This window comes from Azohydromonas sediminis, assembly GCF_003574675.1.
GTDB lineage: Bacteria > Pseudomonadota > Gammaproteobacteria > Burkholderiales > Burkholderiaceae_C > Calidifontimicrobium > Calidifontimicrobium sediminis.
In genome coordinates, this window is record NZ_QOAZ01000056.1 from 1 (window position 1) to 10,952 (window position 10,952).

9 protein-coding genes, 1 tRNA gene, 1 pseudogene and 1 other annotated feature are annotated in these 10,952 nt (G+C 71.3%); of the genes and pseudogenes, 6 read left to right on the forward strand and 5 right to left on the reverse strand.

The genetic code is table 11. The features are described 5' to 3' along the window. Positions 1-98: 98 nt before the first annotated feature. Positions 99-1,181 (forward strand): A/G-specific adenine glycosylase, encoded by a 1,083-nt coding sequence (gene mutY / locus DRV96_RS17090; protein ID WP_119293407.1) that lies wholly within the window; start codon positions 99-101, stop codon positions 1,179-1,181. 9 nt (positions 1,182-1,190) lie between these two features. Here mutY and DRV96_RS17095 read toward each other — a convergent pair whose 3' ends face one another. The 4 genes from DRV96_RS17095 to DRV96_RS17110 form a co-directional block, all read right to left on the reverse strand. After that, the gene (locus DRV96_RS17095; RefSeq protein WP_235823462.1) at positions 1,191-1,808 is read right to left on the reverse strand and encodes an LON peptidase substrate-binding domain-containing protein; all 618 of its coding nucleotides are present in this window, start codon (positions 1,806-1,808) and stop codon (positions 1,191-1,193) included. After that, the gene (gene rapZ, locus DRV96_RS17100; protein ID WP_119293409.1) at positions 1,805-2,704 is read right to left on the reverse strand and encodes an RNase adapter RapZ; all 900 of its coding nucleotides are present in this window, start codon (positions 2,702-2,704) and stop codon (positions 1,805-1,807) included. The genes DRV96_RS17095 and rapZ overlap by 4 nt, the downstream gene beginning before the upstream one ends. 6 nt (positions 2,705-2,710) lie before the next feature. Continuing rightward, complete coding sequence (gene recN / locus DRV96_RS17105; protein ID WP_119293423.1) at positions 2,711-4,441, reverse strand: DNA repair protein RecN; 1,731 nt, start codon at positions 4,439-4,441, stop codon at positions 2,711-2,713. A 134-nt stretch (positions 4,442-4,575) separates the two neighbouring features. Further along, entirely contained in the window at positions 4,576-5,442 is an 867-nt protein-coding gene (locus tag DRV96_RS17110) for an NAD kinase (RefSeq protein ID WP_119293411.1), read from the reverse strand. Positions 5,443-5,522: 80 nt separating this feature from the next. On the opposite strand from DRV96_RS17110, the gene hrcA reads away from it, so the two are divergent. From hrcA to DRV96_RS17125, 3 genes are all read left to right on the forward strand, one after another. After that, positions 5,523-6,557, forward strand: a complete 1,035-nt coding sequence (hrcA, locus tag DRV96_RS17115) for a heat-inducible transcriptional repressor HrcA (protein ID WP_119293413.1) — start codon at positions 5,523-5,525, stop codon at positions 6,555-6,557. 189 nt (positions 6,558-6,746) lie between these two features. Beyond that, positions 6,747-7,862, forward strand: a complete 1,116-nt coding sequence (locus tag DRV96_RS17120) for a polyamine ABC transporter substrate-binding protein (protein ID WP_119293415.1) — start codon at positions 6,747-6,749, stop codon at positions 7,860-7,862. A gap of 144 nt (positions 7,863-8,006) precedes the next feature. Further along, positions 8,007-8,082: transfer RNA gene (locus DRV96_RS17125), tRNA-Ile, on the forward strand. A gap of 45 nt (positions 8,083-8,127) precedes the next feature. On the opposite strand, the gene DRV96_RS17130 is transcribed toward DRV96_RS17125, so the two are convergent. After that, positions 8,128-9,213, reverse strand: coding sequence for an MraY family glycosyltransferase (locus DRV96_RS17130; protein WP_119293417.1), 1,086 nt, complete (start codon positions 9,211-9,213; stop codon positions 8,128-8,130). 133 nt (positions 9,214-9,346) lie between these two features. On the opposite strand from DRV96_RS17130, the gene DRV96_RS17135 reads away from it, so the two are divergent. Together DRV96_RS17135 and DRV96_RS17140 are read left to right on the forward strand one after the other, a co-directional pair. After that, a complete protein-coding gene (locus DRV96_RS17135; protein ID WP_119293419.1) occupies positions 9,347-10,348 on the forward strand; it encodes an IS630 family transposase in 1,002 nt (333 codons plus the stop codon). A gap of 240 nt (positions 10,349-10,588) precedes the next feature. Beyond that, positions 10,589-10,952 (forward strand): annotated as a pseudogene (locus DRV96_RS17140) (transposase); the annotation flags it as partial. Further along, positions 10,867-10,952 (forward strand) — a sequence feature (AL1L pseudoknot). This feature is flagged as partial in the annotation. (Overlaps the previous pseudogene by 86 nt.)

The window sequence follows — 10,952 nt, forward strand, 5'->3', positions numbered from 1 at the left end:
GCGCCTGTCCAAGCTCAGGCACCTGCCGGCCAGCCCATTCGTGCCGGCGATGCCGAAATGACGGCGTCGCGTTCCACACGAAACGACATGGAGCCGGCGTGAGCCGCCGCCCACCGCCCACCTCCTTCGAAGCGGGTTTCGCCGAGTGCGTCGTCGCGTGGCAGCGGCGCCACGGCCGTCACGACCTGCCGTGGCAGCGCACGCGCGACCCGTACCGCGTCTGGCTGTCGGAGGTGATGCTGCAGCAGACGCAGGTGGCCACGGTGCTCGGCTACTACGAGCGCTTCCTCGCGCGCTTTCCCGACGTCGCGGCGCTCGCAGCGGCGCCGCTCGACGACGTGCTCGCGCTGTGGAGCGGGCTCGGCTACTACAGCCGCGCGCGCCACCTGCACCGCTGCGCGCAAGTCGTCGTCGCCGACCACGGCGGCGCGTTCCCGCGCCACAGCGCGACGCTCGCGACGCTGCCCGGCATCGGCCGCTCGACGGCGGCGGCGATCGCGGCGTTCTGCTTCGGCGAGCGCGCGGCGATCCTCGACGGCAACGTCAAGCGCGTGCTCACGCGCGCGCTCGGCTTCGGCGACGACCTTGCCAGCGCGGCCGCCGAGCGCGCGCTGTGGCAGCGCGCGCAGGCGCTGCTGCCGGCGAGCGACGTCGACGTCTACACACAGGGGCTGATGGACCTCGGCGCGACGGTGTGCACCGCGCGCGCGCCGCGCTGCGGCGCCTGTCCGCTCGCCGACGGCTGCGTCGCTCGCGCCGAGGGCCGGCCCGAGCGCTACCCGGTCAAGACGCGCCGCGCCCGCCGCGGGCGGCGCCGCCACGCGCTGCTGTGGCTCGCGCAGGGCCGCAGGCTGTGGCTCGTGCAGCGCCCGCCGCGCGGCGTGTGGGCGTCGCTGTGGAGCCTGCCCGAGTTCGCGTCGGCCGATGCGCTGGCGGCGCTGTCGGCCGGCTGGCCGGGCGAGGCGCACTGGCTCACGCCGATCGAGCACGCGCTGACGCACTTCGACTGGGAGCTGCAGCCGCTGCACCACACGCTGCCGGCGCGGCTCGCGGCGTCGCAGCGCGACGCCGTCGAGCAGGCGCTGCGCGCAGCCGCCGGCCCCGGGCGCTGGGTCGAGCACGGGCAGGCGCAGGCGCTTGGCCTGCCGGCGCCGGTGCGGCGGCTGCTGGCCGGCGGCTGAAGCGCCGCCTCAGCCGCTGACGACGCCGCGCTGGCGCAGGAACTCGTCGACCAGCTGCAGCCGCACGAGCGGGTCGTCGAGCAGCATCAGCTTGTGCTTCGCGCGCAGCGGCACCGGCAGCAGTTCGCACCAGCGGTTGGCGACCCAGCCGGCGTCGTCGAAGTGGTGCGGCTCGGCGAAAGGCTTCGTGCCCTGCTGCGCCAGCGCGCCGATCGCGTTGGCCAGCGCGCGCACGGTGGCGTGCATCGCCGGCGCCGGCGCGACGACGGGGTCGTCGGGCAGCTCACGCACCGGCGCGACCCACAGCCCGTCGTCGCGCTGGCGTGCGGTGCCCGCGAGCTCGAAGCGCCGCGTGCCGGTGCAGCGCACGTGCAGGATGCCGGGCTGCGCGGCGTCGACCTCGTCGAGCCGCGCCAGTGTGCCGGCGTCCTCGAAGCGCACGGTCTCGGTGCTGCGCACTTCGCCGCCCTCGCGCAGGCACACGACGCCGAAGCCGCTGCCTTCGCGCAGGCAGCGGCTCACGAGGTCGAGGTAGCGCGCCTCGAACACCTTCAGGCGCAGCCGCGCGCCGGGGAACAGCACCAGCCGCAGCGGGAACAGCGGCAGCTCGGCGGTTGCGCCGCTCACGTCGCGACCCCGAGCTCGCGGTGGCGCACCAGCGCCTGCCGCTCGGCGCCGATGCGGCGCGCGAGCATCTCGACGAAGTACACCGAGCGGTGCTGGCCGCCGGTGCAGCCGATGGCCACCGTCAGGTAGCTGCGCTGGTCGTTCTCGAACGCCGGCAGCCAGCGGCGCAGGTAGGCCTCGATGTCCTGCAGCATCGCGACGACCTCGGGCTGCGCCTCGAGGTAGTCGGCCACGGCGTCGTCGCGGCCGGTCAGCGGGCGCAGCTCGCGGATGTAGAACGGGTTGGGCAGCACGCGCACGTCGAACACGAGGTCGGCGTCGCGCGGCACGCCGTGCTTGTACGCGAACGACTGGAACACCACCGTCAGCCCGCGCGCGCCGGCCTGCATGAGGTCGCGCACCCACGCGCCGAGCAGTGCCGGGCGCAGCTGGCTGGTGTCGATGACGGTCGAGGCCTCGCGCAGCCCGGCGAGCAGCTGGCGCTCGACCTCGATCGCGTCGACGAGCGCGCGCTCCTCGTGCCCGCCGGGCGGCGCGAGCGGGTGCGGGCGGCGCGTCTCGGAGAAGCGCCGCACGAGCGTGTCGGTGTCGGCGTCGAGGAACAGCGAGCGGATCGCAACGCCCTCGGCGCGCAGCTGCTCGAGCAGGGGCAGCAGGTGCGGCAGCGAGCCGCTGGTGCGCACGTCGACCGCGATCGCGACGCGGCGCACGCCGCGCTCGGACTCCAGGCGCAGGAACTCGCGCAGCAGTTCGGGCGGCAGGTTGTCGACGCAGAAGAAGCCGGCGTCCTCGAGCGCGTGCAGCGCGACCGACTTGCCCGAGCCCGAGATCCCGGTCACGAGCACGACTTCGCGCTGCGCGGCGGCGGGCGCGGGCGGCGGCGTGCGCTCGTCCATCGCGGTTCAGGAGCGCGCGCGCGCGCTGCGTCGCGGCGCCGCCGGCGCCGGCGATGCGGCCGCCTGCTGGGCCTGCTGCAGCATCGCCTGCGCATGCTGCAGCCCTGTGCCGGCGACGGCGCCTTCGAGGTGCGCGCCGCCGAGCATGCGCGCGATTTCGGCCACGCGTGCTTCGCCCGACACCGGCTGCACCTCGCTGACGGTGGCGCCGCCGCGGCCCGTCTTGCGCACGACGAGGTGCTGGTCGGCGCACGCGGCGACCTGCGCCAGGTGCGTGACGGCGAGCACCTGCTGCTCGCCGCCGAGCTGTTTCATCAGCCGCCCGACGGTGTCGGCCACCGCGCCGCCGATGCCGACGTCGATCTCGTCGAAGATCAGCGTGGCAGCCGCGTCGGCGCCGCGCCGGCGCGCCGTCGTCACCGCGATCGCCAGCGCCAGCCGCGACAGCTCGCCGCCCGAGGCGACCTTGGCCAGCGGCCGCGGCGTGCTGCCGGCGTGGCCGGCCACGCGCAGCTCGACCGTCTCGAGCCCGTAGCTCTGCGGTGCGTCCTGCGGCAGCAGCGCGACCTCGAAACGCCCGCCGGCCATGCCCAGCGGCTGCATCGCCTGCGTGACGGCGTCGGCCAGCGCGGGCGCCGCGGCACGGCGTGCGGCGCTGGCGCGCTGCGCCTCGTCGCGCCACGCGCGCTCGGCGCGCGCGACGGCGGCGTCGAGCGCGTCGAGGTCGGCCGCGGCGTCGAGCGCCGCGAGCTCTCGCCGCCACGCCTCCAGCAGTGCCGGCAGTTCGGCCGGCGGCTGGCGAAAGCGCCGCGCCAGCGCGAGCCACGACGACATCCGCGCGTCGAGCTCGGCCAGGCGGTCGGGTTCGAGCTCGGTGTGGTGCAGGTAGCCGGCCAGCGTGTGCGCGGCGTCCTGCAGCTGCGCCTGAGCGCCTTGCAGCACCTCGATCACCGGCGCCAGCCGTGCGTCGTAGGCGGCGACGTCGCGCAGCGCGTCGATGGCGCGCTGCGCGAGCGCGTCGGCGCCGGGCAGCTCGTCGTCGCCGTCGATCGCGGTCTGGGCCGCGCGCGCGGCGTCGAGCAGCGACTGCGCGTACGCGAGGCGCTGGTGCTCGGCCTCGAGCGCGGTCCACTCGTCGGCGCCCGGGGCCAGCCGCTCGATCTCGCCGATCTGCCAGGCCAGCCGCTCGCGCTCGCGCTCGGCGCTGCCGGCGTCGCGGCGCGCGCGCTCGAGCGCGTCGGTGGCCGCCTTCCAGTCGGCGAAGCGCTCGGTGAGCGCCGCCGTGTCGACGCCGGCCTGGGCGTCGAGCAGCGCGCGCACCGCGGCCGGCCGTGTCAGGCTCTGCCACGCGTGCTGGCCGTGGATCTCGACGAGGAAGTCGGCCGCCTCGCGCAGCTGCGCGACGGTCGCGGGGCTGCCGTTGATCCACGCGCGGCTCTTGCCTTGCGCGTCGATCACGCGGCGCAGCAGCAGCGTGTCGTCGGCGGCGAAGCCGGCCTCGTCGAGCCAGCCGCGCAGCACGGCCGGGGTGTCGAACTCGGCGCCGATGTCGGCGCGCGCCGCGCCCTCGCGCACGACGCCGGCGTCGCCGCGCGCGCCGAGCGCGAGCTGCAGCGCGTCGACGAGGATCGACTTGCCGGCCCCGGTCTCGCCGGTCAGCACCGTGAAGCCCGGCCCGAACTCGAGGTCGAGCGCCTCGACGATGACGAAGTCGCGCAGAACCAGCCGCCGCAGCATGTCAATGCCAGACAGGAAACCGACGGCGGGCTCGCGCATGGCGAACGTCCAAGCGGCCGCCGCGGGTCCGGCTTCGCCGGCCCGCTGGCGGCGCCCCCCTGGGGGGGAGCGCCGAAGGCGCTTCGGGGGGGAGCCTACTCATACCAGCGCAGCTTGCGCCGCAGCGTGCCGTAGTAGCTCCACCCCGGCGGATGCAGGAACCGCACCTTGTGCGCCGAGCGGCGCACCCGCACCTGGTCGCCATGCAGCAGGCTGGCCAGGCGGTGCATGTCGAAATTCAGCGAGGCGTCGCGCCCGGCGACGATCTCGATGCCGATCTCGCCGTGGTCGGGCAGCACGATCGGGCGGTTGCTCAGCGTGTGCGACGCGATCGGGCACATGACCCAGCCGGCGATCGCCGGGTGCACGATCGGCCCGCCGGCCGACAGCGCGTACGCGGTGCTGCCGGTGGGGGTCGCGACGATCAGCCCGTCGGCGCGCAGGCTGGCCATCAGCTCGTCGCCCACCGTCACGCGCAGCTCGACCATGCCGGCGGTGGCACCGCGGTTGACGACGACCTCGTTGAGCGCGAATTCGCTGAAGATGCACTCGCCGTCGCGCCAAACGCCGCCCTCGATCATCGCGCGGTGCTCTTCCTCGTAGTCGCCGGCGACCATCGCCGCCAGCGCGTCGCGGAACTGGCCCACCGGCACGTCGGTGATGAAGCCCAGCCGCCCCTGGTTGATGCCCACCAGCGGCAGGTTGTGGCGCGCCATCTCGCGCGCGACGCCGAGCATCGTGCCGTCGCCGCCGACGACGACGCCGAGGTCGCAGCGCCGCCCGAGCTCGCCGACCGCAGCCGACGCATAGTCGGCCAGCCCCGTGTTGAGCGCGGTGTCGGCCTCGAGCGTGACGTCGAGCCCGAGGCCGATCAGGAACTGCGCGATGTCGTCGAGCACCGGCCGGATGCCCTGGGCCTGGTACTTCCCGACCAGCGCGGCGTGACGGAAGCGCGTCGCCATGCGGACGATTACACCATAGGGTCCGGCGCCGGCGCGGGGCCCGCCGGCGCGCGCAAGCCCTTGTCACTACAATGAAAAACATGCTCGACGAGCGCGCCCGCATGTTGCTCAAGACCCTGGTCGAACGCTACATCGCCGACGGCCAGCCGGTGGGCTCGCGCACGCTGTCGCGCGCCTGCGGCCTGGAGCTGAGCCCGGCGACGATCCGCAACGTGATGGCCGACCTCGAGGACCTCGGCCTGATCGCGAGCCCCCACACCAGCGCCGGGCGCGTGCCCACCGCGCGCGGCTACCGGCTGTTCGTCGACACGATGCTCACCGCGAAGCCGCTGGACCTGGCGCAGATCGAGCCCAGCCTGGCCGCGGTGCGCGAGCAGGTGCAGCCCGACCAGCCGCAGCGCGTCATCGCGCAGGCCGCGCAGGTGCTGTCGAACCTGTCGCACTTCGTCGGCGTCGTCACCGCGCCGCGCAAGGCCGGCGTGTTCCGCCACATCGAGTTCCTGCGCCTGTCGGAGCGGCGCGTGCTGGTGATCCTGGTCGATGCCGACGGCGAGGTGCAAAACCGCGTCATCGTCACCGCGCGCGACTACACGCAGTCCGAGCTCGTCGAGGCGACGAACTACCTGAACACGCACTACGCGGGGCTCACGCTCGACGGCATCCGCGAGCGGCTGAAGGCCGAGATCGAGGCGCTGCGCGGCGAGATCGCCGCGCTGATGCAGGCCGCGGTGCAGGCCGGCAGCGAGGCGCTCGCCGAGAGCACCGAGCAGGTCGTCGTCAGCGGCGAGCGCAACCTGCTCGAGGTCGAGGACTTCGGCAGCGACCTCGGCAGCCTGCGCAAGCTGTTCGACCTGTTCGAGCGCAAGACCGAACTGATGCGCCTGCTCGACGTCTCGAGCCGCGCCGAGGGCGTGCGCATCTACATCGGCGGCGAGAGCGGGGTGGTGCCGTTCGACGAGCTGTCGGTGGTGTCGGCGCCGTACGTCGTCGACGGCGAGGTCGTCGGCACGCTGGGCGTCATCGGCCCGACGCGCATGCCGTACGACCGCATGATCCAGATCGTCGACATCACGTCGCGGCTGGTCAGCCACGCGCTGTCGCACCACCGCGCCTGACGCGGCGCGCCCGCGGTGCGTCGCACCGGCGCGACAGGCGCGACTTCCGCGCCTGGCCTTGGGCATACTGCGCGCCGCGCGCCGGCGCACGGAACTTCCACGGCGCGCGCCGGTCTGCGCGGCTTCGGTCAACCCCGCTGAGTGCCCCACCGTTTCAGCATCGACGTCCAGCCCACCCGAGGAGCCCCAATGGCCCGTATCTCCCGCTTGTCGACCCTGTGTGCCGCCGTGCTGCTGGCGGCCGGCGTTTCCTCCGGCGCGTTCGCGCAGGGCTCGAAGGTGCTCAACGTGATGAACTGGGCCGACTACATCGGCCCCGACGTGATCGCCAATTTCGAGAAGGAAACGGGCATCAAGGTCAAGTACGACGCGACGATCGAGAGCAACGAGACGCTGCACGCCAAGCTCGTGGCCGGGCGCACCGGCTACGACATCGTCGTGCCGAGCGCCCACTTCGCCGCGCAGCAGATCAAGGGCGGCATCTTCCAGCCGCTGGACCCGGCCAAGATCCCGAACCTGAAGAACCTCGACCCGGCGCTGCAGGCCAAGCTCGCCGAGGCCGACCCGGGCAACAAGTACCTCGTGACGTGGCTGTGGGGCTTCGTCACGGTGGGCATCAACGAGCAGAAGGTCAAGGAGGCGCTGGGCAGCACGCCAATGCCGGCCAACCCGCTGGACCTGATCTTCAAGCCCGAGTACGCGAGCAAGCTCAAGAGCTGCGGCATCCACGTGCTCGACTCGGCCAGCGAGGTGGTGCCGGTGGCGATGATCTACGCCGGCAAGGACGGCTACAGCACCAACGCGAAGGACTACGACGCCGCGCGTGACGTGCTGATGAAGGCGCGCCCCTACGTCACGCGCATCTTCTCGCCCGGCCCGATCAACGACATGGCGCAGGGCCAGATCTGCGTGTCGCTCGGCTACTCGGGTGACTTCAACATCGCCAACGCGCGTGCCGCCGAGGCCAAGCAGAAGTTCACGATCAAGCCGCTGATCCCGCCCGCGGGCGCGACGATGTTCATCGACACGATGGCGATCCCGAAGGACGCGAAGAACGTCGACGCCGCGCACGCCTTCATCAACTACATCCTGCGCCCCGAGGTGCACGCGTCGCTGACCAACGAGGTCTTCTACGGCAACCCGAACCCGGCGTCGAAGCAGTTCGTCAAGCCCGAGCTGGCCAACAACCCGACGATCTTCCTGTCGGAGGCCGACATCAAGAAGCTCGCGGTGCCCAGGACCTTGCCCAACGACGCGCGCCGCGTGCAGACGCGCGTGTTCCAGCAGTTCAAGTCGGGCAAGTGAGTGCGGCGGCCGCTTCACGCGGCCGCCTTGCCGAACACAGTGCCGGCCCGCCGTCGCGGCGACGACGGCAGGCCCGCGTTCCTTGCAGGGGTGCGGTGCGCAGTGGCGAAGTCGCGCGCACAGGCGCTACGATCGCCGCCCGACGGGCCGTTAGCTCAGTGGTCAGAGCAGGGGACTCATAATCCTTTGGTCGCTGGTTCGATCCCAGCACGGCCTACCATTACCGCTTCCCACCCGGAGCCGCCTCGGCGCAACGGCGGTGCCGCTAGGGGGACGGACTCGTCATAACCAGAGTATCGCGACGCCAGGCTACTGGCGTCCAGTGCACCCATCGCGGTGCCCGCGCGGCCGCCCAGGCCATCGCGGCTGTCGTCGCGAAGAACCCCACCAACTGCGTCGTCTCCGATACGCGCTGCCAGTGCATCCCCAGCCCCGCGGCCGCCAACGCGACGGCTACCGTGGTCATCAGGCCCAGGGCTGCTGGAGGAGTCAAGCCGGCATCGAGCAGCTGATGATGGAAGTGCCCCCTGTCTGGGCGGAACGGCGAGCGCTTCTGCAGTGCACGCCGTGACATCGTGATCAATAGGTCGGCCACCGGCACAGCGGCCAGCCACAGTACCGTGACGGGGGCCACGCGGGCGTCAGCGCCCTGACTGAGGCCGAAGCCGACGTATGCCGCAACGAAGCCCAACAAGGTGCTGCCGGCATCGCCCAGGAACACCCGCCAGCGGCGTGTGCGACGCAGTGGGAAATTGATTGCCAGGAATCCGCTGATGGCGCCGCACATCGCAATGCAAACCTGCAGCAGTGTGCCGTCTGCTGCCGCAGCGGCCAAGACACCCATGCTCATAAACGCGACCATTGCGAGCGTGCCCGCCAGCCCGTCCATGCCATCGGCCATATTGAACGCGTTGATCACGCCGCCGACCAGGACGATTCCGACAGCCATGGCCCAGGTGCCGAACAACGTCAGCGGCTGCGGCGTGCCGAAGGCGCGACCGAGCGTCAGCGCATCGTTGGCGTCCACCAGCCATACCGCCACAGCGGCGGCCGCCAGATGGACCACCAATCGTACGCGGGCGCGCACGTCGAAACGGTCGTCCACGACGCCTACAGCGACCAACAGCCCACAGGCGGCCATTAGCCAAGGGGCCCGGTCTTCTCCGGGTGCCAGCCCCACTCCGATCAGCAGCGCCGCGAAGATGCCGACACCCCCGATCAGCGGTACGTGCCCGTCATGCCGCTTGCGACCACCAGGCACGTCCACCAGCCCGAGGCGTGTCGCCAACGGTCGCAGCAGGAATATGACAGCCAGCGATACCAGACTGCATGAAAAAAATGTGAACAGCATCGGGCACGGAATAAAAACCAATATCGGTCGGTCAATGAATAAGGCAGGTTCCTATTGAGAGACCGCTAAATGGTTGACAACCGCAAGGTACCCTCGTGCGTTGAAGCGGCAGTGTATCTGCCCGAGTGCACGCATGGGAAAGAAGCGGGATCTGCAGGCCATCGAAGCGCGGCGCATCGCCGGCGCGCGCATGCTCAAGCGCAAGGTGCCGCAGGCCGAGGTGGCGCGCGAGCTGGGTGTCTCGCGGCAGGCCGTCAGCGTGTGGACGCGGCAGTTGGCCGAGGCCAACGGCGCGGTGGGCAGGCTCAAGGCCAAGCCGCTGGGCCGGCCCAAACGGCTGGACGCCGCGCAGCGCGAGGCGCTGTCGCGGCTGCTCGTGGCCGGTGCGCTGCAGGCGGGCTTTGCCACCGAGCTGTGGACGGTCAAGCGGGTGCGCTCGGTGATCGAGCGCGAGTTCGGCGTCGCGTACAGCCAGACCGGCTGCTGGGAGTTGCTGCGCGACCTGGGCTTCTCGCCGCAAAAGCGCGACAAGCGCGCCATGCAGCATGACGAGCAGGCGATCCTGAGGTGGAAGCGCCAGACCTGGCCCGGGCTCAAAAAAGCTCGCCGCGAGGGCCGAACCATCGTCTTCATAGACGAGTCGGGGCTGTCGCAGAGGTGTCCCCTCGCCCGCACCTGGGCCAGGCGCGGGCACACCCCGGTGATCCAGCAAAGCTTCAGCTGCAGCCAGATGTCGGCCATCGCCGGGTTGAGCTGGTGGCGCTTTTACTTCCGCTTCTTCGACGGCGCCGTCAAGAGCGAGCAGGTGGTGCAGTTCCTGGCCGCGCTCAAGCGCCAGATCGCGCGCAAGCTGCTGGTGATCTGGGACGGGGCGGCCATCCATCGCAGCCGCATCGTGCGCCGCTGGCTCGAGTGGCAAGCCGGGCACGTCGTGGTCGCCGCGCTGCCGCCGTATGCGCCCGAGCTCAATCCGGTGGAGACCATCTGGGCCTACCTGAAGAAGCACGAGATCGCCAACTTCTGCGCCAAGGACATCGGCGAAGTCAGAGACTTCGCGCGTCGGCGGCTGATGTCCATGCAGCGCCGCCCGACACTGGTGCGCGCCTTCTGGAAGCAGGCCGAGTTGGCGTTCTGAAGCGTCTATCATTTACCGGAACGTCAATAGACGCCAGCGTTGGTATGAATTGTGCCTCTCTTGAATTCCGTGTGGGTGGATTCGGTGATGTCTTGGCTGGCGGCCGGGGTCAAGGGCGCGAAGCGGCGAAGCGAACCCTTGATGCCGGGCGCCAACCGGTACGCTGGTCGTCTGGCCGATGCGGCATGCTGAACCGCCCCGGATTTTGAGGAGGCTCCTTCGATTGAGAATGGAGTCATCATGAGGAAGTCCCCGAAGTTTTCCCCCGAGGTGCAGGAGCGTGCAGTGCGCATGGTCTTCGACGCCAAGGACCAGTACCCGTCGCAGTGGGCGGCGATCGAATCGATCGCCAGCAAGATCGGCTGCACGGGCGAGACGCTGCGCAAGTGGGTGCGCCAAGGCGAGCGCGACAGCGGCGTGCGGCCTGGCACCACGACGGCCGAGCAGCAGCGTATCAAGGAACTCGAGCGCGAGGTGCGCGAACTGCGCAAGACCAACGAGATCCTGATGTTGGCCAGCGCATATTTCGCCCAGGCGGAGCTCGACCGCCATCACCGCAAGTGAACGCCTTCATCGACGAGCACCGCGCTCGTTGCGGGGTCGA

Excerpts from the sequence above, each read along its gene's own strand:
- recN (WP_119293423.1), bottom strand. The coding sequence starts at position 4,441 with ATGCTGCGGCGGCTGGTTCTGCGCGACTTCGTCATCGTCGAGGCGCTC.
- hrcA (WP_119293413.1), top strand. The coding sequence starts at position 5,523 with ATGCTCGACGAGCGCGCCCGCATGTTGCTCAAGACCCTGGTCGAACGC.
- DRV96_RS17120 (WP_119293415.1), top strand. The coding sequence starts at position 6,747 with ATGGCCCGTATCTCCCGCTTGTCGACCCTGTGTGCCGCCGTGCTGCTG.
- rapZ (WP_119293409.1), bottom strand. The coding sequence starts at position 2,704 with ATGGACGAGCGCACGCCGCCGCCCGCGCCCGCCGCCGCGCAGCGCGAA.
- DRV96_RS17110 (WP_119293411.1), bottom strand. The coding sequence starts at position 5,442 with ATGGCGACGCGCTTCCGTCACGCCGCGCTGGTCGGGAAGTACCAGGCC.
- DRV96_RS17130 (WP_119293417.1), bottom strand. The coding sequence starts at position 9,213 with ATGCTGTTCACATTTTTTTCATGCAGTCTGGTATCGCTGGCTGTCATA.
- DRV96_RS17135 (WP_119293419.1), top strand. The coding sequence starts at position 9,347 with ATGGGAAAGAAGCGGGATCTGCAGGCCATCGAAGCGCGGCGCATCGCC.